The organism is Amycolatopsis sp. AA4 (assembly GCF_002796545.1).
Classification (GTDB): Bacteria; Actinomycetota; Actinomycetes; order Mycobacteriales; family Pseudonocardiaceae; genus Amycolatopsis.
The window spans coordinates 630,918-657,794 of the sequence record NZ_CP024894.1 but is presented as its reverse complement, the minus strand read 5'-3'; the positions used below and the strand labels follow the sequence as shown (position 1 = coordinate 657,794).

The window sequence follows — 26,877 nt, the reverse complement described above, 5'->3', positions numbered from 1 at the left end:
AAACACTCACGAGCACGCTAGCCGAGAGCGGTGTTGTACGGCGAAAACCGCCTCTCGGCCGGGCCCGGCAACGCTTTCCCGTGGAGCACCAGCCGCGGGGCGGGAGCATGGACCCCGAGCCCGCGGGCCTCGCACCACGCCGACAACTCCGGGAACCGATGGTCGACCGCCAGCCGAAGATCGCCGGAGGTGGTGCGGGCGATGCCGCGGATCAGCGCGCGGGCCTGGTCCTCGTCCGCGGCCACCACCGGACCGATCACCAGCACCCCGGCCTGCGCGGTGCCGAGCGCGTAACCGTCGTCCGTCACGTGGACGTGCTCGGCCTCGAACAGCATGCGGTGCAACAACTCCCGGCGCGCGAAGCCCTGGGACGCACTGTCCAATTCGTACACTCGCGCCACGTCCGGCGGACCGATCGGGCGCGACGCCGGACCACCGTCGTCGACGAACCGGCCGCGATGGTCGTTGCAGCCGCCGTCGAACTCGAAGCCCATCGATTCGTACAGCGGACGCGCGTTTTCCGTGGTGTGCAAGGACACGACCGCGTCCCCAGCCTCTTCGAGCGCCTGTGCCGTGACGCGCCGGCCGAGCCCCTGCCGAGCGAACCGTTCCGCCACGACGACCATCGACACGCTCGCGGTCGGCCCGGTCCGGGTGAGCACCGCCGTCGCGGCGAGACCGCCGTCCGGGGCGTCGATGCCGAATCCGCGGCCGACGTCCAGCAGCATCGCCCATTTCCGTTCTTCGCGCGGCCACCCGCGATCGGTTCCGAGGTCGAGGCAAGCGGACAGGTCGGCGGGCCCGAGCGAGCGGACCGAGGCGTCGGCGAGCAGCACGTTCCCCACCCTAGGCCGGGGAACGGCCGCTTTGGCCAGCTCGACGCCGAAAATTCAACTGACGCCCGGCATAGGCTTCGCTGGTGACCGACTCCGAAGTGCTGACCGTCCAGCAGATTCTCGGCGACGGCCGGTTCGCCGAAGTCGGCGCGGTGCGGCTGACCGAGGCCGATTCCCGAACGGGCTATGTGGCCGTCGGGGGTTCGCTCGGGCGACCGGTGTGGGCCGGGAACAGCGTGGAGAGTTCGTCCGAGCCGACCGCGTGGAACAGCGTCGGCGTCTACCGCGCTGACCCGCTCGAATGCGTTCACCTCGTGCGCCTGCATTGGCCGGTCAATGCGTTGGCGTTCCATCCGGAGCTGCCGATCCTGGCCATCGGCTCCGGGTCATACGACGGCGGCTATTGCTACGAAGGCGAGCTGACCGTCCTCGACCTCGAATCCGGCCGTGCGACGTCTTTGCTGAAGGACCGCCGTGAGGTCACCGAACTTCGCTGGCGCGACCACCGGATTCTCGACGCGAAGGTCTCCGTGCTCGACGAGTACGAGGAAGAACAGTGCGGCTTCTCCACGATGGCCGTTGCCATCGACCTGCCGGACTGGCGAGCGGCGAAAGCCCGTTCGCTGCAGGTCGACGGCCCGGCTGCCGAACCGGCCGAACCACTCGCCGCGGTTGCCGACGGAAATCACCGGCGGCAAGTGTGGGCGGTCGCCGCGCTGGCCGACGGACGGATTCTCGCCAGCCTTGAACACGTCGCCGCGGAGTGCTGGTCGGCCACCGGCGAACGCCAATGGTCCGTGCCTACCTCGGGCGTCGGCTGCCAGCTCTACGTCGACCCTGCCGAGAACAGCGCCGCCTTCACCAACTCGTGGGGTGGCTGGACCCGTTCCGGCACGACGGTCGAACGCGTCGAACTGGCCGACGGATACTCCGAAGCGCTCCGAACCTTCGATCGCCCCGCCGTGGTCGTCACCGACGAAACCGGGCGGCTCGCGATCCGCCCGCAATCCGGGCCGACCGAGGTGCTGCCCTCGGAAAGCCGCGTCGACCTCGGCGGCTACGACCTGATCAACCACTTCTTCGACATCCGCCGGGCTCCCGCCCTCCTGTTCCTGCAAGGCCTGGGACACAAAGCGCACCAGGACAAATGGGTCGTCGCCTTCGATCCCGCACGGCGGCAAACCGAGCGCTTGTTTCCTCTCGAATGGGACCCGGCCCGGAACCGGCACCTCTTCGGCGGCCCCGGCGTGTTCGTCGACGGCTCGCTCGTCCACGCCACCGCGATCCACAACGGAGCCGGGCTCCTCCCCGGCAACTGCTGCGTCGTCCGGCGCTCCTATCCCGACGGAAAGGCCCAGTGGGTCTTCACCGCCGACCACCAGGTCACCGCGATGGACACCATCGGGTGCACCGTCTACGCCGCGTTCAACTCCGGCGAGATCGTCGCGCTCGACGCGACCGACGGACGCGTGCTCGGACGACAACATCTGCAGGTCAACGGCCATCCCGCCGTCCCGCTCTCGCTGAGCGCGCGAGCCCCGGGCCGGCTCGTCGTCGGCACGCTCGACGGTCGCGTGCTCGTTTGCGAGACGACGCCGAGAGAGTCCTACGCCACACGCGCGGCAACCGCGCAGTAGCTAAGCTCCGCCACATGAGCAGTGCGACGCAGCCGCTCGGGACGCCGCCCGAGGGAGAACCGGACATCCACACGACGGCCGGCAAGCTCGCGGATCTCTATCGCCGCTACGACGAGGCCGTGCACGCCGGTTCGGCGCGCGCGATCGAGAAACAGCACGCCAAGGGCAAGAAAACCGCCCGCGAGCGGATCGATCTGCTGCTCGACGAGGGCTCGTTCGTCGAACTGGACGAGCTGGCGCGGCACCGCTCCACGAACTTCGGGCTGGAGAAGAACCGTCCGTACGGCGACGGCGTCGTCACCGGCTACGGCACCGTCGACGGACGTCCGGTGTGCGTGTTCAGCCAGGACGTCACCGTGTTCGGCGGCGCGCTCGGCGAGGTCTACGGCGAGAAGATCGTCAAGGTGATGGACCTGGCGATCAAGACCGGCCGCCCGATCATCGGCATCAACGAGGGCGGCGGCGCGCGCATCCAGGAGGGCGTCGTCTCGCTCGGCCTGTACGGCGAGATCTTCCGCCGCAACACGATGGCGTCGGGCGTGATCCCGCAGATCTCGCTGATCATGGGCGCGAACGCGGGCGGGCACGTCTACTCCCCCGCGCTCACCGACTTCGTCGTGATGGTGGACGAGACGTCGCAGATGTTCATCACCGGACCGGACGTCGTGAAGACGGTGACCGGCGAGGACGTCACCTTCGAGGAACTCGGCGGCGGGCGCACGCACAACACCAAATCGGGCGTCGCGCACTACCTCGGCTCCGACGACGAGGACGCCATCGCCTACGTCAAGGAACTGCTCTCCTACCTGCCGCAGAACAACCTGTCCGAGCCGCCGGAGTTCGACGCGAACCAGCCGCCCGCCGGGTTCTTCGAGAACGTCACCGACACCGACCGCGAGCTGGACACCCTCATCCCGGACTCGCCGAACACGCCGTACGACATGCACGAGGTCGTCACCCGCGTGCTCGACGACGGCGAATTCCTCGAGGTGCACGAGCTGTTCGCGCCCAACATCCTGGTCGGGTTCGGCCGGGTCGACGGGCAGAGCGTCGGCGTCGTCGCGAACCAGCCGACGCAGTTCGCCGGCTGCCTCGACATCGACGCGTCCGAGAAGGCCGCCCGGTTCGTGCGCACCTGCGACGCGTTCAACATCCCGGTGCTGACCTTTGTGGACGTTCCCGGCTTCCTTCCCGGCACCGACCAGGAATGGAACGGCATCATCCGCCGCGGCGCGAAGCTGATCTACGCGTACGCGGAGGCGACCGTCCCGCTGATCACGGTGATCACGCGCAAGGCGTACGGCGGCGCGTACGACGTGATGGGTTCCAAGCACCTCGGCGCGGACGTCAACCTGGCCTGGCCCACCGCGCAGGTCGCGGTGATGGGCGCGCAGGGCGCGGCGAACATCGTGCACCGGAAGACGCTCGCGAACGCGGCGGCGGAAGGTCGCGACGTGGACGCGTTGCGCGCCGAGCTGATCCAGGAGTACGAGGACACGCTGCTGAACCCGTACGCGGCCGCCGAACGCGGCTACGTCGATTCGGTGATCGTGCCCGCGCACACCCGCGGCCACATCGCCAAGGCGCTGAGCCTGCTGCGCACCAAGCGCGAATCGCTGCCGCCCAAGAAGCACGGCAACATCCCCCTGTGAGGCCGCGATGACGGACACTCCCCTGCTCCGCGTAGTCCGCGGCAACCCGGACGACGCCGAACTCGCCGCACTCACCGCGCTGGTGGCCGCTGCCGCGTCGGCGCCCGGGCCCGCCCCCGCACGACGGCGCACGTCGTGGTGGGGCGACCGGGCAGCCGCGGTACACGCACCGGTGGCGGCGGGTGACGGGGCTTGGCGGGCCTCGTCGTTGCCTCGCTGAGGTTTTCGTGAATGGTGGCACCGGTTCTCATCGGTGCCACCACGCACCACCGGGGCCTCACCGCCCCCGCTGAGCCCACTCCGGCGCGTCCGCACCCGCGTGCGCCAGCAACTCCTCCCGGGTGATCGAACCCAGCGGTCCGACCCCGCGCAGCAGCAAGTAATCACCCGCGTCGGCCTGATCGTGCTCGATCTCGACGTCCTCGGCGTGGTAGTTGTCCGTCCAGACGATCCGGACCTGGCAGCCGCCGTTCTGGGTAAGGGCGTGCACCTGCTCGACGGTCGCGAGCCGCGCCATCGGTTCCGATTCCCAGCGCTGCTGCAGGAATCGCCAGCGCGAGGCCTGTTCGGCGGCGCGCAGCCGTTGGTCGAGCCCGCCTGCCCGGTCCCGGAAAACCCAGATCAACCCGGCCGCGACCGCGGCGGCGACAGCCAGCCCGACCAGCCACAAGACCGTTCCCATGTTTCCGGAAGCCTACTCGGGCCGATGCTCCCGGAGGAATCGCTCGACCAGGCCATTTGTGAACTCCGGCGGCACCGGCGCGCCGGTGACCAGCACGCGGTAGTGGATCGGCCCGACGAGCTGCTCGACCGCGCCGTCCAGGTCGAGATCCGACGGCAGTTCGCCGCGTTTCACGGCGCGTTCCAGCGGCAACCGATCGCGTCCGTGCTGGGCGCGGAGGTGTTCCTCGCGCAACTGGCGTGCCAGGTCCGGATCGTGCTGGGCCTGGCCGAGCAGCGCGCGCAACACCGCACCGGCGTCGGCGGTGGTCAGGAAGGACGCGATCGCGGCGAGGTGCGTACGGAGGTCCTCGCGCAGCTCGCCGGAGTCGGGCGGGGAGAGTTCCTCGACGAGGTCGTCGCCGAGGGCTTCGAGCAGAATGTCCACTTTGGACGGCCACCAGCGGTAGACGGTCTGCTTCCCGACCCCCGCCCTGGCCGCGATGCCCTCCATCGTGAGCCGGGCGAAACCGACCTCGACCAGCAGATCGTCGACCGCGTGCAGAACCGCGCGGCGCGCGTTCTCGCTGCGGCCGTAGCGGTTCCCGTGATGCCGGCGTCCGCCGGGCTCAGTGACGTCGACCACGTGCGGAAGTCTAGCCAAGACGCAACGTCTCGTCTAGCGTTACGAGCACCAGCTCACTAGGGGGTTCTCAGTCATGTGTTCCGCGTGCGGGGTGCCGGCGCACCAGCCCGAAGCCAAGGTTGCCGCGGCAGCCCCGCGCAAATTCGCGGCGCTGTACAACAAGGATTGCCGTCCGTATCTGATCGGCACCGGCCTGGCCATGATGGCCGACAATATCGAACACGTCATCACCTACTGGGTGCTGTGGGAGAAATTCCAGTCGCCCGCGCTGACCGGGTTCGAGGTGATCAGCCACTGGGTGCCGTTCCTGCTGTTCTCGGTGTATTTCGGCGGACTCGCCGACCGACACGACTGCCGCCGGATCATCCAGGCCGCGCAGGCGCTGTTCATGGCGGTGTCCGTGGCGTGGGGCGTCCTGATCGTCACCGACACGCTCGAAGTGTGGAACGCGTGCGTACTGCTGATTTTGCACGGCTGCGCGGGAGCGATCTGGGGACCCGGCGAACAGCTGATGCTGCACGATTTCGTCGGCCCGGCGGAATTGCCGAGCGCGGTCCGGCTCAACGCGACCTTCCGCAGCCTCGGCATTCTCTTCGGCCCGGTCGTCGGTTCAGCCCTGCTGCTCGGGCTGGGGCCGGTGGCGGGGATTTTCGTGAACGTCGCGTTCTACCTGCCGCTGACCATTTTCCTGTTCCGCACCAAGTTCACCGGACACACCCGAGACGGCGGAATCGTCCGCCGACCGCGCGTCGGACTGCGGGATTCGGTGCGGATCCTCAAGGAAATCAGCGGGAACCCGACGATGGTCGGGATGATCATCCTCGCCGGGCTCGGCGCGTTCTTCGTCGGCGCTTCGATGCAGAGTTCGATGCCGATCTTCGCCCAGGACCTCGGCGCGGGCAGCGCCGGAACCGCGTACGGCGTGCTGCTGTTCGCCAACGGCGCGGGCGGCGTGATCGGCGGAATCCTGCTGGAAGCGACCGGAAAGATCAAACCGAGCGTGTCCGCCGCGGTGTTCAGCACGGCGATTTACGGGATCTCGAGCCTGTTCTTCGCGATGACCGCCAGCTACCCGATCGCGGTGGCCCTGCTGGTGATCGGCGGGGTGGCGAACCTGGCGTCGATGTCGATCGGCCAGACCGTCGTGCAGTTGCTGGCGAAACCGGAGGAACGCGGCCGCGTGATCGGCGTGTACAGCGTGTCCGCCAACGGTCTTCGCGCGGGAAGCGGATTCACCGTGGGCCTGCTCGGGTCCGCGGTCGGGGTGCACTGGTCGCTGGGCCTCAGCGCGGCCGCGCTCACTGTCGGGACGGGGATCGCTGGTTGGTATTCGCTGGGCAGCCGCCGGGCTCGGCAGCTGCACCAGGTCACTGACTGAGCCTGCTCCGAAGACGATCTACCTCGCGGGTCGAGACTAAGAGGGCGTCTGAGAACTGATTTCACTGGTCTGTGTTGCGGGCGAGTCGTCGGGACATGGTCATGATCATGGCGATGTAGACCATGGTTTCGTGGTGTTCGGGGAGTGTCTCGTAGTCGCGGACGCAGCGGCGGTGTTTGGTGATCCATCCGAAGGTTCGCTCGACGACCCATCTGCGGGGCAGTACGACGAATCCGGTGGTGTCGTCGGTGCGTTTGACGATCTCGACGGTGAGGGAAAGGACCTGCTTGGCCCAGGCGACCAGGCGTCCGCTGTAGCCGCCGTCGGCCCAGACGTGGGCGATGGCGCCGAAGCGGGCGCGCAGTGCCGCCAGCAGCAGGTGGGCGCCGTCGCGGTCTTGGGTCGAGGCGGCTGTCACCACGACGGCGAGGAGCAAGCCGAGGGTGTCGGTGGCGATGTGTCGTTTGCGGCCTTTGGTTTTCTTCCCGGCGTCGTAGCCCGCGCTGGCGGCGGGCACGGTGTCGGCCCCGCGTACGGTCTGGGCGTCGATGATCGCGGCGGTGGGCAGCGGACGGCGACCGGCCCGCACTCGGACCTGATCGCGCAGTGCGTCATGAACCCGTTGCCACACACCGGTTTTGGTCCAGCGGCGGAAGATGTCGTACACCGTCATCGCGGGCGGGAAATCGCCGGGCATCTGCCGCCAGGCGATCCCGCCGCGGGCCAGGTAGAAGATCGCGTCCAGGACGAGACGCCGTGGATGTTTCTCGGGTCGGCCGCCCTTGTCGGTGATGTTGCCCGGCGGTGGCAGGAGGGGCTCGACGAGCGCCCACTGGGCGTCGGTCATCGACGAGGTCGGGTAAAACGGACACGGCGGCGATGGCGTGGCGCCCCGGTCGCCGTGGGCCGGGCACGACAAGCACGGGCACGTAAGCGACACTGACACACGAGCTCCTGGTAGGAACGGTTGGCGTAGGAACCACCAGTCCTACCGGGAGCTCACCCAACCTCAGGGCATCACCACGCCAACCGCCCTATCCAGTTCTCAGACGCCCTCTAAGACGGCTTCGCGGATGGCGGGTTGACGGCGGGCCAAAGCTGATTCGAGCAGCTCGGCTTGCTCTTCGACGCCCAGTGCTCGATACAGCGGAGGGACGGCTTCGGCCGAGAGGGCGCAGACGGCGGCGATGGTTCCGGGTCGACATCGGCCGTCGAACAGGCGATCGCCGGTTTTTGTCGGTGGTCGTGGTTACGCTCTCCCCATCTCGCAGCACCCATCACCGTCAGCGACAAGCTGCTCACCAGCATGGATTACCCTGGACCGCAGCTTGTTCCACACCGTATAGTCCACGTGGAATAACCCACGTGGGATCACCCGATTGGATCTTCTGGAGGACAGCGTCATGGTCGCGGCCAAGCTCACGGCACTGGGCGTCGCCGTGCTCGAGCTGCTGCACGAGCGGCCGATGCACCCGTACGAAATGGCTCAGCTCATGCGGGAACGGCACGTCGAAGCCCGCGTGAAGCTCAAGGCGGGGTCGCTCTACCACACAGTGGACCGGTTGCAGCGCAACGGTTTCGTCGACGTGGTGGAAACCCAGCGAGACGGCAAACGGCCGGAGCGCACGGTGTACGCCATGACGGCCGCGGGCAAAGACGCCTTCCAGGAACGAGCCCGGCAAATGCTGGGCGACGTGGTGCCGGACTACGGCGACATCCTCAGCGGGCTCGCCGTGATCGACGACCTCGGGCGCGACGTGGCGCTGCTCGAACTGGAGCACCGGATCACCCGGCTGCGCGCGGGCGTGGCCGCCGACGCGGTGCTCATCGAGCGGCTGGAATCCGACGGCACCCCCGAAATCTACTGGCTCGATTTCCGCTACAGCGCGGCGCAGCGGAAGTTCGAGCTCGCGTGGATCGAGCAGCTGTTCGCGGACCTCGACAGCGGCCGGATCCCTTTCCAGGACAACAAACTCAAGCTCAAGGAAGACGATGAACGCAAGACCGGTTAACCCGTGGGCCGCGCTCAGCGCGCTCTGCATCGGGTTCTTCATGATTCTGCTGGACACCACGATCGTGTCCATCGCGGTGCCCGCCATGCTGCAGCATCTCGGCGCCGGGCTGAACTCGGTGGTGTGGGTGATCAGCGTCTACCTGCTCACCTACGCCGTGCCGATGCTGTTCACCAGCCGCCTCGGCGACCGCTTCGGGCCGAAGCGCGTGTTCGTCGCCGGGCTCGTGGTGTTCACCGCGTCGTCGCTGTGGTGCGGCCTGTCCGGCAACGTCGAGATGCTGATCGCGGCCCGTGCCGTGCAAGGCCTCGGCGCCGCGCTGATGACGCCGCAGACGCTGGCATTCATCAGCCACCTGTTCCCGCCCGCGAAACGCGGCGCGGCGATGGGCGCGTGGGGCGGCGTGGCCGGCCTGGCCACGATCACCGGCCCGCTGCTGGGCGGCGTGCTGGTCCAGCACCTCGGCTGGGAGTGGATCTTCTACGTCAACGTCCCGATCGGTGTCATCGCCATCGCGCTGACGCTGTGGCTGGTGCCGGATTGGCAACCGAAGCACTCGCATTCGTTCGACCTGCTCGGCATCCTGCTGTCCGCGGCCGGGCTGTTCTGCGTCGTTTTCGGTGTCCAAAATGGACAGCAGTACGACTGGGGCACGGTCTTCGGCGGCATCACGGTCTTCGAAATCATCGGGGCCGGTGTGGTGCTGCTGATCGCCTTCGTGCTGTGGCAGCGCCGCAACCGCCGGGAACCGCTGGTGCCGCTGGCAGTGTTCGCGAACCGCAACTTCTCCGCGGGCACGCTCACCGCGACCACGGTCGGCTTCACGATGACCGGCATGTTCCTGCCGCTGATCATCTACATCCAGACGGTGCTCGGCCTCTCCCCCACCATGGCCGGTCTGCTCACCGCGCCGATGTCGCTGCTGTCCGGCGTGATCGCGCCCTTCGTCGGCCGGGCGTCGGACAAGATCAACGGCAAGTACCTGGTGATGGGCGGCCTGGCGCTGCTGGCCGCGGGCGTCGGCATCATCGCGCTGCAAGCGCGGCCGGACACGAGCCCGTGGGCGCTGATCCCGGCCCTGCTGGTGTGCGGCCTGGGCGTCGGCTGCATCTTCTCGCCGATGAGCAATCTGACGATGGCGTCGGTCGAACCGCGGCTCACCGGTACCGCGTCGGGCATCTTCAACACCGCCCGCCAGGTAGGCGGGGTCCTGGGCAGCGCCGCGATCGGCGTGCTCCTGCAGGCGAGGATCAGCGCGTCGATCACGAGCGAAGCCGCCACCGCCGCTGCGCGACTGCCCGAGCAGTACCGAGCGCCGTTCACCGAAGGCATCGCCCACGCCGCCGCCTCCACCGGCGAATTCGGCTCCTCCAGCGGCCCGGCTCCCATGCCCGGCCTTCCGGCGGACCTCGCCGAGCAAGCGGGCCGGCTCGCCAGCGAGGTCGTCCACAATGGACTCACCGACGCCGCCCGCGCCACGCTGATCCTGCCGATCGCGGTGCTGGTGCTGGGAGTCCTGTCGGCAGCGGCATTGCGCCGGGTGACCCCGCGGCCGCGCACGGCCGCGCCGCCCGCCCCGACTCCGGAACCGGCCCGATGACTGGCTGACCGGGAAGGCCGGAGAGCAGCAACGCGAACGGAGAGGGAGGGAGCGGGCGAACCCGGCGGAATCGGCGGCGTAGCACGCAATTCCGCCGGGTGGGCCGAGCGGGCAAGGACCGTGGCGAGACCTGAATTGGCCACGAGTGACAGGCATCGCCCGACGCGTCGATCGGCCGCTACCGGCTGTTCGGCGCGCTCTGGTCCGGCGGGCTCGATCGGGTCATGTCTCGGCAACGAAGCCGCGAGGTGATTCACTGCGTTGCCATCCGCGTACGGCCGGACGAGGGGGTCGAAGGCACCGGGGACCAGGAGAGCGGTCCGCGACGGCACGACCCGATCTGTGCCCAGCGAACGAGCGCGCCTCCCGTCGCCTGGCAGCCAGTGCGGATCCGCGCGTGGGGCCTCCCGATGCCCAGAAGCCCCCAGCGCTCCCCGGGTCCCGCCCGACCGAGGTAGCGTTCGACCGTGCGTCTAGTCCTCGCCTCCCAGTCCCCCGCCCGCCTCGCTGTGCTGCGCAGTGCCGGTCTCGATCCGGCCGTCGTCGTGTCCGGTGTCGACGAGGACGCCGTCGCGGCCGCGCTCACCGATCCCGAACCCGCCGAACTCGTCTTGGCGCTCGCGAAGGCCAAGGCCAACGCCGTGGTCGAGATGGTCTCCGAGCCGGACGCCGTGATCGTCGCGTGCGATTCCATGCTGTCCATCGGCGGCGAGATGGTCGGCAAGCCCGCCACCGCGGAGGTCGCGAAGGAGCGCTGGAGCCGGATGGCCGGTGGCTCCGGCGTCCTGCTCACCGGGCACGCCGTGGTCCGGCTCGACGGCGGGCAGCGCACCAAGGAAGCCTCCGGCACCCGGTCCACCACCGTGCACTTCGCCAACCCCAGCCAGGCCGAGATCGACGCGTACGTCGCCACCGGCGAACCGCTGCACGTCGCGGGGGCCTTCACGCTCGACGCGCTCGGCGGGTGGTTCGTCGAGGGCGTCGAAGGGGACCCGTCGAGTGTGATCGGGATCAGTCTTCCGCTGCTGCGCCAGCTCCTCGCCGAGGTGGGCGTCAGCGTCACCGAAATGTGGAAGTAGTTCACATATTGGGACGATGTGTCACTCGGACGAGTGATCGGGGAAAGTCGACTCCGGCCCGCACCCGGGTCAGCGGAAACTCTCGACCTCTCTGGGGTGGCACATGTCCTTCGTCAGGACGTACACCAAACCGCGCGTGTTCGCCGCGGCTGTCCTCGGCTCGCTTGTCGTGGGCGCCGGCCTCGGCGTGCTCGCGCGGACGACGGAAGCCGGCTGGCTGACCGACACCCTCGACCACATCGGCACGATCTTCACGACCCTGCTGCAGATCGCGGTGATCCCGCTGGTCTTCACGGCGATCGTGGTCGGCATCAACAGCCTCCGCGGCCTCGGCGGCGGCCGCACGGCCGCGCGGCTCGGCGGCAAGACCGTGCTGTGGTTCGCGATCACGTCGTTCATCGCCTCGCTGATCGGGATCGCGATCGGCAAGCTGTTCAACCCCGGCTCCGGCGGGCTCGGCGAGGGCGTCGCGGCCACCGCGAAGAACGCCGACAAGGCCGCGAAGAGCATGAGCCACTGGGGTTCCTGGGACGCCTTCATCAAGGGCCTGCTGCCGGAGAACTTCTTCTCCGCCTTCGCCGAGGGCAGCACGCTCCAGGTGCTCTTCCTCGCCGTCGTGATCGGCGCCGCCGCCTACAGCCTCGGCGAGAAAGCCAAGCCGTTCGTCGACTTCACCACCAGCGTCTTCGAAATCGTGCAGCGCTACCTCGGCTGGATCGTGCGTCTCGCGCCCATCGGCATCATCGGCCTGATCGGCGCCGCGGTCTCCAACTACGGCGACGCGCTGTTCCGCCCGCTGCTGTCGACCACGCTCGCGGTGTACGTCGGCTGCCTGCTGGTCCTGTTCGTCGTCTACCCGATCCTGCTGCAGTTCGTCGCGAAGGTGAGCCCGCTGACGTTCTTCGCCAAGGCGGGCACCGCGATCCAGTTCGCGTTCGCGTCGCAGTCGAGTTCGGCCACGCTGCCGCTGACCCGGCAGTCCGCGGTGAACCTCGGCGTCGACCCCGGATACGCCGCCTTCGCCACGCCGCTCGCCAGCGCGACCAAAATGGACGGTTGCGCCGCGGTGTTCCCGGCGATCGGCGCGATCTTCATCGCCAACCTCGCCGGGGTGCCGCTGAGCTTCGGGCAGTACGTCGGCATCGTGGTCGTCGCCGTCGTCGGCGCGCTGGCCACCGCGGGCACCACCGGCTGGCTGACCGCGCTCACCCTGACCACCGCGTTCATCGGCCTCGACGCCAAGCAGGTCGCGCTCGGCATCGCGCTGATCTACTCGGTGAACCCGATCATGGACATGATGCGCACCGCCACGAATGTCGCGGGCCAGATCGTGGTCCCGACGATCGTCGCGCGCAGCGAGGGCCTGCTCGACGACGAAATCCTCAGCACTCAGACCGCTCGGCCGAACCACCGCGACGAGGGCGGCGCCGCGCGGCCCGCCACCGCCTGACCGCTCAGGAGTTGCCGGAACACCGGCGCAGCTGGGATTTCTTCAGCTCGACGTCCGGCCAGCCGCGGAAATTCGACGGCGAGGTGACGGTGCTCGTGCAGCCCATCACCTCGCCGTCGAGTTCGTAGACCTCCGCCACCACCGGCGCCGCCTGGCAGCGCGGCGTGCCGGACACCGCCTGCGGGCATTCGTGCCGCACGACGATCACGTCCGGACGGCCGTCCTGGCTCACGTCATACAGCGACAACGAACCCGCGTCGGAGAAATACGGTTTCCCGTAGTCGCGCCACACCCCGCCGGACTCGGTGAGCAGTTCGCCGTACGAACCGCCGCCCGCGTCGCCGCGGATCAGGCACGCGGCGGTCGACCCGTCGAGGCAGCGCAAGGAAGTCGCCGTCAGCTTCGCGCCGAGGTTCGTGATCGCCAGTTCGAACGGCTGCTGCCCGACCTGGACCCGGCCCGATCCGCCCGCGGCATCCGCCAGCAACACGACCGGGGTACCGCCGACGCTCACCGCGGCCAACTGCCGGCACGGACCGTTTCCGCAGGTCGAAGACGGTCCCTCGACCGGAGCCGCCGCCGGCTCGCGCGGCGCCATGGTCACCGCGCCGTCCGGCTTCGGGCGCAGCACGACGACCACGACCAGCGCCGCCGCGGTGACCACCGCCGCGAGAACGGCGGTGAGCAGCGCGGATCGCGGGACGCGCTTCGGCCAAGTCCGCATAACCGAGACTGTAAGCGACCTTGCGCACCGTGGCCGTCTATGTTGTCGGAGTGACGAACCCCAACCTGCCCCCGGCCCTTTACCTGCCGACCGGGCCCGCCGGACCGACCACCGACGGCCAGACCGGAGCCAACGTCGAACTGCGCCGCACCCCGGACGGCCGCACCGCGCTGGTCGCGTTCACCGCGCTCGACCGGCTCGTCGACTGCTGCGGCGAACACCAGCCGTGGATCCTGGTCAACACCGAGAACCTGGCGCTGGTGCACCAGGTCAACCCCTACGACGTGATCGTGCTCGACTCCGAACTACCGGCCGAACTGCGGCATCAGGCCCCGGCCGGCCGGGTATAAACAGGACCGAACTGGGTGGTCCACCTCTCAATCCAGGCCCTGTCCTGGTCCGTAGACTCCCGGTTGACCAGCAGCGCCGCGACGGGCACGGGAGGTATGTGGTGAGCGAGCAGGACACCGCGAGCACAGGCGGTCCGGTGACCAAGGTCCTGATCGCGAACCGGGGCGAGATCGCGGTTCGCGTGATCCGGGCCGCGAAGGACGCGGGCCTGCAGAGCGTGGCCGTGTACGCGGACCCGGACCGCGACGCTCCGCACGTGCGCCTCGCCGACGAGGCGTTCGCCCTCGGCGGGAACACCGCGGCCGAGAGCTACCTCGCGATCGACAAGATCCTCGACGCCGCCAAGCGGTCCGGCGCCGATTCGGTCCACCCCGGGTACGGCTTCCTCTCCGAGAACGCCGACTTCGCCCAGGCCGTCCTCGACGCGGGCCTGACCTGGATCGGGCCGAGCCCGCAGTCGATCCGCGACCTCGGCGACAAGGTGACCGCGCGGCACATCGCGATGCGCGCGGGCGCGCCGCTGGTGCCCGGCACCAAGGAACCGGTGAAGGACGCCGACGAGATCATCGCGTTCGCCGACGAGCACGGCCTGCCGGTCGCGATCAAGGCGGCGTTCGGCGGTGGCGGCCGCGGCCTGAAGGTCGCCCGCACCCGCGAAGAAATCCCCGAGCTGTTCGAATCCGCGACGCGCGAGGCGGTGGCCGCGTTCGGCCGCGGCGAATGCTTCGTGGAGCGCTACCTGGACAAGCCGCGGCACGTCGAGGCGCAGGTGCTGGCCGACCAGCACGGCAACGCGATCGTCGTCGGCACCCGCGACTGCTCGCTGCAGCGCCGCCACCAGAAGCTGGTGGAAGAGGCCCCCGCGCCGTACCTGTCCGACGACCAGCGCGCCCGGATCCACGAGTCCGCCAAGGCCATCTGCAAGGAGGCCGGCTACTACGGCGCGGGCACCGTCGAGTACCTCGTCGCGGTCGACGGCACCATTTCCTTCCTCGAGGTGAACACCCGGCTGCAGGTCGAGCACCCGGTTTCGGAGGAGACCACCGGCATCGACCTCGTCCGCGAGATGTTCCGCATCGCGCGCGGCGAGAAGCTCCGGATCACCGAGGACCCGACGCCGCGCGGCCACTCGATCGAATTCCGCATCAACGGCGAGGACGCCGGCCGCGGCTTCCTGCCCGCGCCGGGCACGGTCACCAAGTTCGTCGCCCCGTCCGGTCCGGGCGTGCGCGTCGACTCCGGGGTCGAATCCGGCAGCGTGATCGGCGGGCAGTTCGACTCGATGCTGGCCAAGCTGATCGTCACCGGTTCGGACCGGCAGAACGCGCTCGAGCGCAGCCGCCGCGCGCTGGCCGAGTTCGAGGTCGAGGGCATGGCGACGGTGCTGCCGTTCGACCGCGCGATCGTGAACGACCCCGCGTTCGTCGGCGACGAAAACGGCTTCAGCGTGCACACCCGCTGGATCGAGACGGAGTTCGACAACCAGATCGAGCCGTTCACCGCGCCGGACGTCGAGGCCGAGGAAGAGGCGCCGCGGCAGAACGTCGTGGTCGAGGTCGGCGGACGCCGGCTCGAAGTGTCGCTGCCGGGCGGGTTCGCCCTCGAAGGCGGCGGCGCGCCCGCGGCGACGAAAGCCAAGCCGCGCAAGCGGGCCGGCGGCGCGAAGGCAGCGGTGAGCGGCGACGCGGTCACCGCGCCGATGCAGGGCACCATCGTGAAGATCGCGGTCGAGGAAGGCCAGCACGTCGAGGCGGGCGAGCTGATCGTGGTGCTCGAAGCGATGAAGATGGAGAACCCGGTCACCGCGCACAAAGCGGGCACCGTCACCGGGCTTTCGGTCGAGATCGGCTCCGCGGTCACGCAGGGAACGCAACTCTTGGAGCTCAAGGACTGAAGTTGTGCTGAATGTCGTGGGTGCCGCGCGCTCGCGCGGCCTACCATCGACTACGTGACTGAGGTTCCGTCTCCGCAGCTGCGGATCAGCGACCAGGAGCGCGAGTCCGCGCTGCACGCGCTCGGCGAGCACATGAGCGCGGGGCGGATCGACATCGACGAGTTCGGCGAGCGTTCCGCCCGGATCACCGCGGCCAAAACCCGGGGCGAGCTGGGCGAGTTGTTCACCGACCTCCCGGTGCCGCATCCGGTGTTCGGCGCGGGTGCGACCGCCGCGCCCGAACCGGCGGCACCGCCGGCACCCGTGCCGCGCGCTGCGTCCGGCGAGGTGGCCGCGCAGCAGCCGGAGTGGTCGGCAGGACAACGTGCCGTCGCCGCCTTGATCCCGCTGGTGTGGATCGCCGCGATCGCCCTGATCGCTACCGGCACCGCGGGATGGCCGGTGATCTTCGCGCCGATCGCGCTCACCGCGGTCGGCCGCGCGCTCTGGGGCAAGGGTTTCGAGCACCATGACCACCATCGCCACGACCGGCACCGCGAACGCCGCGAGGAGTTCCGGGCGATGCGCGACGAGCACCGGCGCCAGCGCCGGCTGGACCGCTGAGGCGGACCATGGCTGACCTGCGGCTGAGCGACGCCGAACGACAGGACGCGCTCGACGTCCTGTCCGAGCACGTCCGCACCGGACGCCTCGACATCGACGAGTACGGCAGCCGCTCGGCGAAGGTCACGTCAGCCAAACTGGTCAGCGAGCTGGTGCCGCTCTTCGACGACCTGCCGTCGCCGCGGCCGAGCGCGCTGCTGGCCACGGCCCGGCCGGAACCGGTCGTCCCGTCGGGCGGCAACGGCAAGCTGAGCGCGTTCGTGTGGCGGTATTCGGTGCCGCTTTCGATCGCGTTGGCGGTTCTCGTGCTCATCGTGACTCGCGGACGGTTGCTGATCGTGTTCGCGCTGCCGCTGCTGCTGATCCTGTTCAGCGGATGGCGGCGGCGCTGAGCGCGCCAGAACGCGCGTCGCGGCCGAGCCTGATGATGGGGCTGCGGCCGGGTTCGGTCGACCCGACGGCCGAGCGATGGGCGGGCCCGGTGTTCGCCGGGGTCGGGATTCTGGCGCTCGCGGTGTGCACGATCATCGCCGCCGGTCAGCCGCACGGCGACCCCGCGCAGTGGCGCACCACCCTGCTTCTCGCCGCGGCGAGCGGACTGTGGCTGCTGGTGCTGATTCCGGTTTTCCCGCGACGCACGCGCAAACCGTGGCTGGCCATCGGCTTCTTCCTCGTATTGCTGGCTGGCGCGACCGTGCTCACCTCGCGGCTGGACCCGTTCACCGCATTCGCTTCGGTCGGCTACCCGATCGCGTTCGTGTTGTTCCCGACGCGCTGGAGCATCTTCGCCGCGGCCGCGACGGCGGTAGTTCCGTTGCTGGCCAAGGGACTCTGGCAACCGTCACCACCCTGGATCACTGCGGTGTCGATCGTCGGGCCGATTCTGTACGTGGCGTGGTTCGTCGGCGCGGAGAATGAGCAACGCCGTCGTACCAACGAGAAACTCGCGCAAACGAACGCGCGCCTGGAAACGGCCTTAACGGAAAACGCCGCGCTGCACGCACAATTGCTCACCCAAGCCCGCCAGGCCGGAGTGCTTGACGAACGACAGCGGATGGCCCGCGAAATTCACGACACTGTCGCGCAGGGATTGACCGGCATTGTCACCCAGCTGCAGGCCGCCGACCGGGCCACCGAAGCCGCAGATCGGCAACGGCATCTCGCCCATGTGCACACGCTGGCGAAGGACAGTCTCACCGAAGCGCGCCGAGCGGTGCAGGCGTTACGACCGGAACCATTGGCGGACTCGCACCTGCCGGAAGCGTTGGCAGGCTTGGCAAATCGAGTGTCCGACACCTCTGGGACCAAGGTGACCGCTGATGTCGAAGGCGACGCGCGGCCGTTGCTGCCGGAGCTGGAAGTGACGCTGTACCGGGTGGCGCAGGAAGCCCTGGCCAACGCGGAAAAACACGCGCGCGCCAACCGGATCGGCATCACGCTGACCTACACCAGCGATCTGATCATGCTCGACATCCGGGACGACGGCCGGGGTTTCGCGCCTGGCGACCGCGGCGACGGCACCGGGTTCGGCCTGGAGGCGATGCGGCAACGCGTGCAACGAGTCGCGGGGTCGCTGACCATCGAGTCCGCGCGCGGGGAAGGGACCGTGGTGCACGCGGAGTGCCCGGCGATCCCTCCGCCCGCTTAGCCCAACCGCCACGCAGCGTCCCGGCGTGCTCGACGGCGAACTGGGTCAGCTTGTCCGGCGTTCCCGCAACGCGGCCAGGACGATCATCGCGGCTCGAAGCGGGCACGGATTTTTCACCCGGCCTCCGCCCCGGTCGTGACGCGGCACGCAGCCGTTTCGCGCCCGGAGACGGTTAGGCTCGAGGATGTGGAACCCGTGGAAATCAACGCGGGCGCGTACTACCTGCGTCAGCTGCGCGCGGACCGGAAGCTCGACGACCGGCCCGCGCTGATGGAGGCGTTCGCCGACCCGCAGCATCGGCGGTACGTGCTGAACTACCGGCTGCGCACCCCCGACGAAGCCACCGAATACGTGACCTTGCGCGCCGCGCAGTGGGCGTGCGACGAGCGCTGCTCGTGGGCGGTGGCCGAACCGGCGACCGGCCGCCTGCTCGGCGAGGTTGGGCTGCGCGACCTGGACCTCGCGTTCGGCACCGCCGAGGCGTCGGTGTGGACGCATCCGGCCGAACGGGGCAAAGGCATTGCGGCAGTAGCGCTTTCGGCCGCGATCCAGTTCGGCTTCGCCCGGCTGGGGCTCCAGGAAATCGCTTATCGGCACGACGAAAGCAACACCGCGTCCGCGGTGGTGGCGCGACGGGCCGGGTTCAGCCGCGTCGGGCCCGAGGAGCGGCCCTCGCCGACCGGGGAAACGCTCATCCGCTGGGTGCTCAAGCCCTCGTGAGTGCCTGCCCCGGTCAACCGCGACAGGCACTCCCGAGCAACCCTCAGCTGACCGGCTCGATCAAGCCCGCCCGGGCCTCCGGAGCCGCCGCCCGCAGCGCGTCCGCCGATTCGTCGGTCGGCTGCAGTTGCGAATCCCGCTCCGCCTCGACCCGCGCCCGGTAGACCTCGACCTCGCGCTTGGTCGTGTCCTCCGACCAGCCCAGCACGCCGGCCACCAGCTGTGCGACCTGCTCCGCGCAGTCGATGCCGCGGTGGGCGTACTCGATGGAGATCCGCGTGCGCCGCGCGAGGACGTCCTCCAGGTGCAGCGCGCCCTCGTGGCTGGCCGCGTACACGACCTCGACGCCGAGGTAGTCCGGGGCCGATTCGATCGGCTTGAGCAGCTCCGGCCGGTCCGCCGCGAGCGCCAGCACCTCGTGCACCAGCGAGCCGTAGCGGTCGAGCAGGTGCCGCACGCGGTACGGGTGCAGCCCGTGCTCGGCGGCCAGGTGATCGGCCTGGTTGACCAGCGCGTGGTAGCCGTCCGCGCCGAGCAGCGGGACCTTGTCCGTGATCGACGACGGCGGACGGCCGGGCAGGTCGACCACCGCGGCGTCGACGGCGTCGGCCGCCATCACCCGGTACGTCGTGTACTTGCCTCCCGCGATCGCGACCAGACCCGGCGCGACCCGCGCGACCGCGTGCTCGCGCGACAGCTTCGACGTCTCTTCGCTTTCTCCGGCCAGCAGCGGCCGCAGACCCGCGTACACGCCTTCGATGTCGTCGTGCGTCAGCGGCGTCGCGAGCACCGAGTTCACGTGTTCGAGCAGGTAGTCGATGTCGTGCTTGGTGGCTGCCGGGTGGGCGAGGTCGAGGTTCCAGTCGGTGTCGGTGGTGCCGACGATCCAGTGGTTGCGCCACGGGATCACGAACAGCACCGATTTCTCGGTGCGCAGGATCATCCCGGACTCCGACACGATCCGGTCGCGCGGAACCACGATGTGCACGCCCTTGCTCGCGCGCACGCGGAACCGGCCGCGTCCGCCGGAGAGCCGCTGCAGTTCGTCGGTCCACACGCCGGTGCAGTTGACCACGGCGCCGGCGTGGATCTCGGTCTCGCGGCCGTCCTCGACGTCGCGCACGCGCACGCCGGAAATCCGGTCCGCCTCGCGCAGGAAGCCGACGACCTGGGTGGAGGTCCGGACCACCGCGCCGTAATGCGCGGCGGTGCGCGCGACGGTCATCGTGTGCCGGGCGTCGTCCGCCTGCGCGTCGTAGTACCGGATGCCGCCGATCAGCGCGGACCGCTTGAGCGCGGGGACCATTCGGAGGGCACCCGCGCGGGTGAGATGTTTCTGGCCCGGCACTGACCGGGCGCCGCCCATCGTGTCGTACATCAGCAGCCCGGCGGCGGTGTACGGACGCTCCCAGATCCGGTGCGTCAGCGGGTACAGGAAGCTCACCGGCTTCACCAGGTGCGGCGCGATTTTCGTCAGCATCAGCTCGCGCTCGTGCAGGGCCTCGCGCACCAGGCCGAATTCGAGCTGCTCGAGATACCGCAGCCCGCCGTGGAAGAGCTTGCTCGACCGGCTCGACGTGCCGGACGCCAGGTCGCGGGCCTCGACGAGGGCCACCCGCAGGCCGCGGGTCGCCGCGTCCAGCGCGGTGCCCGCGCCGACGACGCCGCCGCCGATCACGACCAGGTCGAAGGTCTCGTCGCCGAAGCGCCGCCAGGATTCCTCCCGGCCTGCCGGACCCAGCCGGGCCGGGTCGCTGCCGTTCTGCGGGTTCGTCACCACTCGTTCCTCCTCGTGCTCCACCTTCCCCAGCATCGCACGCTTGCGTGATCGTCTGCTGACCCCGAGGTGACACGTGTGGCGGAACCCATGACGATCATGGTCACATTGGTTCGCCCGGCTTATGGATTGCGCGCGTACGCGGCGGTAACGTGCCGCGGACTGGGGTCGGCGACGGGGCTGTGGCCGGACGTGCTCGGCCCTGCACAGTCTGTCCAGTGTGGAGGTGCGGAGAGCGTGAGTCTGAGTCCGATAGCGATCATCGTCTGGGAGACGCTGGGGACAGCAGTGCTCCTGTTGCTGGGCAACGGCGTCGTGGCCAACGTCGTGCTGCGCAAGAACAACGGCCATCAAGCGGGAACTCTGTTCATCACCTTCGGGTGGGCTTTCGGCGTGTTCGCCGGGGCCAGCCTCGCCGCGCCGACCGGCGCGCACCTCAACCCCGCGGTCACGCTCGGCCTGGCCATTTCGGGCAAGGTTTCGTGGGCGGACGTGCCGTTCTACCTGATCGGCGAAATGCTCGGCGCGATTATCGGCGCGGTGCTGTGCTGGCTGACCTACAAACTGCAGTTCGACGACCATCCGAATCCGGAGGAAACGCTGGGCATTTTCTCCACCGCCCCGCAGATCCGGAACAAGGCGTGGAACCTGGTGACCGAGATCATCGGCACCTTCGTGCTGGTCGGCTGGATCCTGCTGACGCCGGCGTTCAAGACCGCCGCCGACGGGACGCCGACCTTCGGTAACACCGCGCTCGGCTACGCCGGGGTGTCGTTCGTCGTGCTGGTGATCGGCATTTCGCTCGGCGGGCCGACCGGCTACGCCATCAACCCGGCCCGCGACCTCGGCCCGCGCCTCGCGTACGCGTTCCTGTTGCCGATCAAGGGCAAGCGCGACCCCGACTGGAACTACTCGTGGGTGCCGGTTCTCGGGCCGCTCGTCGGCGCGGCGCTGGCGGCACTGGTGTACCTGGCCGTGCACAACCTGACCTGATCCAGCTTTCCGGAGGAAATCCATGACTTCGTATGTCGCCGCGATCGACCAGGGCACCACGTCGACGCGTTGCATGATCTTCGACCACTCCGGCCGTGTCGTCGCGGTCGACCAGCGCGAGCACGAGCAGATCTTCCCGCAGGCGGGCTGGGTCGAGCACAATGCCGAGGAGATCTGGGAAAACACCCGCGCGGTCGCGGCGGGCGCGCTCGCCAAGGCCGACCTGCGGCCGACCGACATCGCCGCGGTGGGCATCACCAACCAGCGCGAAACGGCGCTCGTGTGGGACCGCAAGACCGGGAAGCCGGTGTACAACGCGATTGTCTGGCAGGACACCCGCACCGACAAGATCGCCACTGAGCTGGGTGCGCTCGGCGGCGGCCAGGAGCGCTACCGCGCGAAGACCGGTCTCCCGCTCGCGACGTATTTCTCCGGCCCGAAGATCAAGTGGATCCTCGACAACGTCGAGGGCGCGCGGGCCAGGGCCGAGGCGGGCGACCTGGTGTTCGGGAACATGGACACCTGGGTGCTGTGGAACATGACCGGCGGCACCGACGGCGGCGTGCACGTGACGGACCCGACGAACGCGTCGCGCACGCTGCTGATGGACCTCGACACCTTGAAGTGGGACGAGGACATCGCGGCGGAGATGGGGATTCCGCTGTCGATGCTGCCGGAGATCCGGTCGTCGTCGGAGGTGTACGGCAAGGTCCGTCCGCGCGGAGCCCTGGCGGAGGTGCCGATCGCGGGCATCCTGGGCGACCAGCAGGCGGCGACGTTCGGCCAGGCGTGCCTTTCGCCGGGCGAGGCCAAGAACACTTACGGCACCGGCAACTTCGTGCTGCTGAACACCGGCACGGAGAAGGTCCTGTCGGAGAACGGCCTGCTGACGACGGTCTGCTACAAGATCGGCTCGAACGACACGGTGTACGCCCTGGAGGGTTCGGTCGCGGTCACCGGTTCGCTGGTGCAGTGGCTGCGAGACAACCTGGGGTTGATTTCGTCGGCGGCCCAGATCGAGGAATTCGCCCGAACGGTCGACGACAACGGCGGCGCGTACTTCGTACCGGCGTTCTCGGGCCTGTTCGCGCCGTACTGGCGCTCGGATGCGCGAGGAGCGATCGTCGGCCTGACGCGGTTCGTGAACAAGGGCCACATCTCGCGGGCCGTGCTGGAGGCGACGGCGTTCCAGTCGCGAGAGGTGATCGACGCGATGAACGCCGACTCGGGTGTCCCGCTGAAGTCCCTGAAGGTCGACGGCGGGATGGTCGTGAACGAGCTGCTGATGCAGTTCCAGGCGGACATCCTGGGAGTGCCGGTGATCCGCCCGGTGGTGAACGAAACGACCGCCCTGGGCGCGGCATACGCGGCCGGGCTGGCGGTCGGGTTCTGGGAGTCGGAGGACGACATCCGGACCAACTGGGCGAAGGACAAGCAGTGGGACCCGTCGATGGACGAGTCCCGGCGGGAGAAGGAATACCGCAACTGGAAGAAGGCGGTGACGAAGACCTTCGACTGGGTGGAGGACTGATCCTCGGGTTAGTGCTGTCGAGCCTGGTGAGGGGAACTTCGAGGGACGGATTCTCTCGGGGTTCCCCTCACGGCTGTTCGGGTCGCGCTGACTTCGCCGCCGGTTCCGGGACGAAGGGGCATCGCGCAGCGCTGGGGCACCACCTCGGTTCGGCGGATACTGGTTTGGTCCGCTCTGCTCAACGGCGTGAACCAGCACGCATCGGCACTCACTGGGCCCTCCCTGCAGGACGGCACGACGCAACACCGGCTCGGCTTCGCGGGCCCGCTGCAACATCGGCGCACTCAGCTCACTACCGCACAGCACCACCGAGCACGGGCTCGACTAACCCCATCGTCACGCCCGACCGAGAACGGTCCGCTCAGCGCAACACGGCGCGAACCAGCACGAAGCGGCACTCGCGCGGCCCACCCGCTGCAGGGCGCGACGCAACACCAGCCCGGCTCGGCCTAACGGCACCGCTGCAAGTCGGCGTGCACAGCTCACCGCCGCACCGCACCGCCAGGCACGGGCTCGATCAAGCCCATCACCCGCCCGGCAACGCACGGCCCGACGCCGCCAGCCCGACCGAGATCAGCCTGCACAGCTCAGCCTGAAGCCATGCCCGGCGACCTACAGCCCGGCCAAGATCAGCCTGCGCAGCTCAGCACCGCACGGCCATGTGGTCCAGCTCGGCTCGGCAGCACGTCCGGCCCGCCACCTCACCGCTCAACGCTCAGCACGCTCAGCGCTCGGCACGGCAACACCTCCGGCCTGCCACAGCACCGATCAGCCAGCTCCCCCGGCCAATCCCGCGAAGCTCGAATCATCCCCTCCCCAGCCTCACCCCCACCCGTCCTGGGTGCCGGACTGTGCATTCGGCGCCATCAGCGAGAACCCCGCCCCCTGGTCGTCCACCGCGACCACCATGCGGCCGTGTGGGGTGTCCACCGGCGGGCTCACCACTGTCCCGCCCAGTTGTCCGATTCGGGCGGCTGACTCGTCCGCGTCCGCGGTCCAGAAGTACGTCACCCAGCCGGGCGAGGCGGAGCTGTCCGCGGACAACTCGCCGAGGCCGCCGACCGGGCGGCCGTCGACGTCCAAGGTCGCGTAGGTGAAGCCTGGCCCGGACATGTCCCCGAAGCCGTATCCGAACACATCGCCGTAGAACTGCTTGGCCGCGCCGAAATCCCGGGTCATGCATTCGTTCCACGCGGGTGCCCCGGGCGTCAGGGTGGCCTGCGTGCCGGAGTGTCGTCCCGGTTGCCACAGGCCGAACGTGGCTCCGGTCGGGTCCGTCGCGATGGCCATCCGGCCTTCGGTCAGGACGTCCATCGGCGGCGCGACGACCTGGCCGCCCGCCTCGGCGATCGCGGCTACGGCTTTGTCCACATCGGACACTGACAGGTACGTCGTCCACATCGGCGGCATGCCCGCCTGCTCCGGCGGGATCTGGCCGATGCCCGCCACCGGTTTGCCCGCGATCTGCGCCATTCCGTAATAGCCGGTCTCCGGGCCGCCGGATTCGACCGTCCAGCCGAGCAGCGACTCGTAGAACGTGACCGCCTTGTCGCGGTCAGGCACCATCAAGTCGCCCCAGCACGGTGTGCCCTCGGGCCACGGTTCTGTCCTGGTGATCATGCGTGCCTCCCAGAATTGTGCCAACCGCCACAGTGTCGCACCGGGGACCGACAAAAACGGGGCGTCTTGTTCAACCGCGAGGTCAGCGCGCGCCGTTCACCAGATGGGCGTACACGATGATGTTGTCCACATAGCTGTGCTCGGACCGGTCGAAGGCACCGCCGCAGGTGATCAAGCGCAGTTCCGGGTCCGAAGTGTCCCCGTAGACCGCGTCGGTCGGGAAGGCGTCCTTGGGCACCTGGTCCACTTTGGTCACCTGGAAGTGCGCGGTGGTGCCGTCGCGGCGGGCGATGTCGACGTCGTCTCCCGGTTTCATTTCCTTGAGCCGGTAGAAGATCCCTTTTTGCTTGTTTCCGTCCACGTGCCCGAGCACGACCGCGGGGCCGATCTCCCCGGGGGTCGGGCCGTTTTCGTACCACCCGGCCTGCAATGGCTTGCTGACCGGCGGAACCTGCACCGAATTGTCGGGATTGAGGCCGAGCGGCACCAAAGTGGAATGCGCGTCGATGCGCGGGATGTCCAGCGACACCGGCTCCGATTTCGGCAGGGCGGCCGACGAAGCGGACGCAGCGCCGGCAACAGGCGCCGCGGTCGTCGAACCGGCCGAACATCCGGCCGCCAGCACGGCGAGCGCGACGGACGCCGCCGCGAGTGTCTTCCTGATCATCTTTCCCCCGATCCGCCTGGGTCTGGCCGCCCGAACCCGGCCAGGCCCAGGAGACTAGTCAGCCGCGCCGACGACGCGCCGCCACGAGCCCGGTGCCGCCGAGGGCGAGCACGCCCATCGCGCCGGCCGCGATCGGCAGGCCGAGGTTCGACTGGTCGTCCGCGACCGGGCCGTCCGTGCCGCCGGTCTGCGGCGCGCCGGACGGGACCTTGCTGACCTGCTTGGGCGCAGGCGCAGGCGTCGGCTTCGGGGCGGGCTTCGCGCCCAGCACGGTGAACTTCGTGGCGAGGTCAGCGCTGCCGCAGGAGAACGAAACCGGATACGCCCCGGGCTTCACCCCGCTGCGCACAGTCGCGGCGCCCTGCGAGATCGGGGCCTTCGACGGGTCGTTCTGCGCGCCGACCGGGTGCAGCTTGCCGAACTGCAACGCCGCCGACTTGAGGTTCTTGATCTCCGAGGCCTCACAGCCGATGCGCACCGTGACGCGGTCCCCCGCGTGGCCCGAGGACGGCAGCACCCGGATGAACGCCTTGGGCACGCCGGCGTTGTCGTCCGAATCCGGCCCAGCGGGCGAGGAGGACGGGGCGGCAGTGCTCGGCGCGCTGGGCGACTCGGCGGCGAAAGCCGGTGCGGCCGAAAGCATTCCGGCGGCGACCAGGGCGGAGAAAACAACGGTACGCTTCATGACGCTCCCCTTGCTGAAAATGCGATTCCCGCCGCAGGAAAACAGCGGCGAATCCGCGCCCAGCCGACAGTTCCCCCTGCGGCCCGGGCGTTTTCGTTCCGACACCCACCAAGACGTCTCCGCCCGCCGCGGGGTTGCCCGGGGAACGAAAAAACCGCCGGAAACGATTTTCCGGCGGTTTTCGAAGCGGGGGCGATCAGCTGGCGAGGCTCCCGTCGCCCGCTTTCGCCGCGCCCTGGGGCACCCGCGAAACCTGCGCGGCGGGCACGGTGAACGTCGCGTCGTATTGCTTCCCGCCACAGGTGACGGTGAGCGGATAGCTGCCGGGTTTCGTGCCCGGCACCAGGTTCGCGTGCGCGCTCATCGTGGCCTTCACGCCGACCATCTCGCCGTAGAAATACTGCGAGAACTGCAGCGCGGGCGAACTGAACGCCGCCGTGCCCGCCTTGGCTCCCGGGCAGTAAGCGAACGCCACGTTCGGGTCCGAGCCGCGCTGGTAGGCGTTCACCTGGCCGTGCAGCACCGCGGTGTCCTGGTTCAGCTGCACCGTCACCGGATCGGCGGCCGGACCGTCCGCCGCCATCGCCGGGACCGCGGTCCCGCCCAGTCCGATCGCCGCCGCCACCGCGAAAATCGCGCTCTTGCGCACCCTCGTTCCTTCCCCGTGCTACCCGTCTTCACCCCGCAAGACGCGGGGTGCCGCACGGGGTTGCC

Annotated in this window: 26 protein-coding genes; 16 read left to right on the top strand and 10 right to left on the bottom strand. The window is 69.2% G+C overall.

Annotated elements, in window-relative coordinates; genetic code table 11:
- Window positions 1-17: 17 nt before the first annotated feature.
- Window positions 18-836, bottom strand: coding sequence for a GNAT family N-acetyltransferase (locus CU254_RS03285; protein ID WP_199785778.1), 819 nt, complete (start codon window positions 834-836; stop codon window positions 18-20).
- Window positions 837-919: 83 nt separating this feature from the next.
- Here CU254_RS03285 and CU254_RS03280 point away from each other — a divergent pair, with 83 nt between their 5' ends.
- From CU254_RS03280 to CU254_RS03270, 3 genes are read left to right on the top strand one after another with little or no spacing between them, the layout of a single operon-like run.
- The gene (locus CU254_RS03280) at window positions 920-2,473 is read left to right on the top strand and encodes a PQQ-binding-like beta-propeller repeat protein (protein ID WP_009072734.1); all 1,554 of its coding nucleotides are present in this window, start codon (window positions 920-922) and stop codon (window positions 2,471-2,473) included.
- A gap of 14 nt (window positions 2,474-2,487) precedes the next feature.
- Entirely contained in the window at window positions 2,488-4,125 is a 1,638-nt protein-coding gene (locus CU254_RS03275; RefSeq protein WP_009072732.1) for an acyl-CoA carboxylase subunit beta, read from the top strand.
- Between the two features lie 7 nt (window positions 4,126-4,132).
- Entirely contained in the window at window positions 4,133-4,345 is a 213-nt protein-coding gene (locus CU254_RS03270; RefSeq protein ID WP_009072730.1) for an acyl-CoA carboxylase epsilon subunit, read from the top strand.
- 57 nt (window positions 4,346-4,402) lie between these two features.
- Here the strand turns inward: CU254_RS03270 and CU254_RS03265 are convergent, their stop codons facing one another.
- Window positions 4,403-4,807 (bottom strand): hypothetical protein, encoded by a 405-nt coding sequence (locus CU254_RS03265; RefSeq protein ID WP_009072729.1) that lies wholly within the window; start codon window positions 4,805-4,807, stop codon window positions 4,403-4,405.
- A 12-nt stretch (window positions 4,808-4,819) separates the two neighbouring features.
- Window positions 4,820-5,431 (bottom strand): TetR/AcrR family transcriptional regulator, encoded by a 612-nt coding sequence (locus tag CU254_RS03260; protein WP_009072727.1) that lies wholly within the window; start codon window positions 5,429-5,431, stop codon window positions 4,820-4,822.
- 73 nt (window positions 5,432-5,504) lie between these two features.
- On the opposite strand from CU254_RS03260, the gene CU254_RS03255 reads away from it, so the two are divergent.
- A complete protein-coding gene (locus CU254_RS03255; RefSeq protein ID WP_009072725.1) occupies window positions 5,505-6,809 on the top strand; it encodes an MFS transporter in 1,305 nt (434 codons plus the stop codon).
- 61 nt (window positions 6,810-6,870) lie between these two features.
- Here the strand turns inward: CU254_RS03255 and CU254_RS03250 are convergent, their stop codons facing one another.
- Entirely contained in the window at window positions 6,871-7,656 is a 786-nt protein-coding gene (locus CU254_RS03250; RefSeq protein ID WP_037712391.1) for an IS5 family transposase, read from the bottom strand.
- Window positions 7,657-8,212: 556 nt separating this feature from the next.
- Here CU254_RS03250 and CU254_RS03245 point away from each other — a divergent pair.
- The 4 genes from CU254_RS03245 to CU254_RS03230 all read left to right on the top strand — a co-directional run bounded on the left by CU254_RS03245 (window position 8,213) and on the right by CU254_RS03230 (window position 12,950).
- The gene (locus CU254_RS03245; RefSeq protein ID WP_037712387.1) at window positions 8,213-8,821 is read left to right on the top strand and encodes a PadR family transcriptional regulator; all 609 of its coding nucleotides are present in this window, start codon (window positions 8,213-8,215) and stop codon (window positions 8,819-8,821) included.
- Window positions 8,802-10,421: a DHA2 family efflux MFS transporter permease subunit gene (locus CU254_RS03240; protein WP_009072719.1), complete on the top strand. Its 1,620-nt coding sequence runs from the start codon at window positions 8,802-8,804 to the stop codon at window positions 10,419-10,421. Before CU254_RS03245 ends, CU254_RS03240 begins: the two co-directional genes overlap by 20 nt.
- 467 nt (window positions 10,422-10,888) lie before the next feature.
- Window positions 10,889-11,500, top strand: a complete 612-nt coding sequence (locus tag CU254_RS03235) for a nucleoside triphosphate pyrophosphatase (RefSeq protein WP_009072717.1) — start codon at window positions 10,889-10,891, stop codon at window positions 11,498-11,500.
- Between the two features lie 103 nt (window positions 11,501-11,603).
- Window positions 11,604-12,950 (top strand): dicarboxylate/amino acid:cation symporter, encoded by a 1,347-nt coding sequence (locus tag CU254_RS03230; RefSeq protein WP_009072715.1) that lies wholly within the window; start codon window positions 11,604-11,606, stop codon window positions 12,948-12,950.
- A gap of 4 nt (window positions 12,951-12,954) precedes the next feature.
- Here the strand turns inward: CU254_RS03230 and CU254_RS03225 are convergent, their stop codons facing one another.
- On the bottom strand, window positions 12,955-13,674 hold the full coding sequence (locus tag CU254_RS03225) for a hypothetical protein (RefSeq protein ID WP_009072714.1): 720 nt from the start codon (window positions 13,672-13,674) through the stop codon (window positions 12,955-12,957).
- Between the two features lie 29 nt (window positions 13,675-13,703).
- Here CU254_RS03225 and CU254_RS03220 point away from each other — a divergent pair, with 29 nt between their 5' ends.
- The 6 genes from CU254_RS03220 (at window position 13,704) to CU254_RS03195 (ending at window position 18,890) form a co-directional block, all read left to right on the top strand.
- Entirely contained in the window at window positions 13,704-14,024 is a 321-nt protein-coding gene (locus CU254_RS03220; RefSeq protein WP_086024940.1) for an SAV_915 family protein, read from the top strand.
- A 101-nt stretch (window positions 14,025-14,125) separates the two neighbouring features.
- The gene (locus CU254_RS03215) at window positions 14,126-15,919 is read left to right on the top strand and encodes an acetyl/propionyl/methylcrotonyl-CoA carboxylase subunit alpha (protein ID WP_100267020.1); all 1,794 of its coding nucleotides are present in this window, start codon (window positions 14,126-14,128) and stop codon (window positions 15,917-15,919) included.
- A 54-nt stretch (window positions 15,920-15,973) separates the two neighbouring features.
- Entirely contained in the window at window positions 15,974-16,522 is a 549-nt protein-coding gene (locus CU254_RS03210; protein WP_009072708.1) for a DUF1707 domain-containing protein, read from the top strand.
- A gap of 8 nt (window positions 16,523-16,530) precedes the next feature.
- On the top strand, window positions 16,531-16,914 hold the full coding sequence (locus tag CU254_RS03205) for a DUF1707 domain-containing protein (RefSeq protein ID WP_009072706.1): 384 nt from the start codon (window positions 16,531-16,533) through the stop codon (window positions 16,912-16,914).
- The gene (locus CU254_RS03200; RefSeq protein WP_009072704.1) at window positions 16,899-18,170 is read left to right on the top strand and encodes a sensor histidine kinase; all 1,272 of its coding nucleotides are present in this window, start codon (window positions 16,899-16,901) and stop codon (window positions 18,168-18,170) included. The genes CU254_RS03205 and CU254_RS03200 overlap by 16 nt, the downstream gene beginning before the upstream one ends.
- Window positions 18,171-18,356: 186 nt before the next feature.
- A complete protein-coding gene (locus tag CU254_RS03195; RefSeq protein WP_100266696.1) occupies window positions 18,357-18,890 on the top strand; it encodes a GNAT family N-acetyltransferase in 534 nt (177 codons plus the stop codon).
- 43 nt (window positions 18,891-18,933) lie between these two features.
- Here the strand turns inward: CU254_RS03195 and CU254_RS03190 are convergent, their stop codons facing one another.
- Window positions 18,934-20,703, bottom strand: coding sequence for a glycerol-3-phosphate dehydrogenase/oxidase (locus tag CU254_RS03190; protein ID WP_050788107.1), 1,770 nt, complete (start codon window positions 20,701-20,703; stop codon window positions 18,934-18,936).
- Window positions 20,704-20,910: 207 nt separating this feature from the next.
- Between CU254_RS03190 and CU254_RS03185 the strand changes: the two genes are divergently transcribed.
- Both CU254_RS03185 and glpK read left to right on the top strand, forming a co-directional pair.
- Window positions 20,911-21,660: an MIP/aquaporin family protein gene (locus CU254_RS03185; protein ID WP_037716505.1), complete on the top strand. Its 750-nt coding sequence runs from the start codon at window positions 20,911-20,913 to the stop codon at window positions 21,658-21,660.
- A gap of 22 nt (window positions 21,661-21,682) precedes the next feature.
- Window positions 21,683-23,191 (top strand): glycerol kinase GlpK, encoded by a 1,509-nt coding sequence (gene glpK, locus CU254_RS03180; protein ID WP_009072696.1) that lies wholly within the window; start codon window positions 21,683-21,685, stop codon window positions 23,189-23,191.
- A gap of 822 nt (window positions 23,192-24,013) precedes the next feature.
- Here the strand turns inward: glpK and CU254_RS03175 are convergent.
- The 4 genes from CU254_RS03175 to CU254_RS03160 all read right to left on the bottom strand — a co-directional run bounded on the left by CU254_RS03175 (window position 24,014) and on the right by CU254_RS03160 (window position 26,812).
- Window positions 24,014-24,811 carry a VOC family protein gene (locus tag CU254_RS03175; protein WP_009072692.1) on the bottom strand — a complete coding sequence of 266 codons (798 nt, stop codon included), beginning with the start codon at window positions 24,809-24,811 and terminating at the stop codon, window positions 24,014-24,016.
- Between the two features lie 82 nt (window positions 24,812-24,893).
- On the bottom strand, window positions 24,894-25,478 hold the full coding sequence (locus CU254_RS03170) for a class F sortase (protein WP_009072690.1): 585 nt from the start codon (window positions 25,476-25,478) through the stop codon (window positions 24,894-24,896).
- A gap of 58 nt (window positions 25,479-25,536) precedes the next feature.
- Window positions 25,537-26,163 (bottom strand): hypothetical protein, encoded by a 627-nt coding sequence (locus CU254_RS03165; RefSeq protein WP_037712384.1) that lies wholly within the window; start codon window positions 26,161-26,163, stop codon window positions 25,537-25,539.
- A 196-nt stretch (window positions 26,164-26,359) separates the two neighbouring features.
- Entirely contained in the window at window positions 26,360-26,812 is a 453-nt protein-coding gene (locus tag CU254_RS03160; RefSeq protein ID WP_009072686.1) for a hypothetical protein, read from the bottom strand.
- Between the last annotated feature and the right edge of the window lie 65 nt (window positions 26,813-26,877).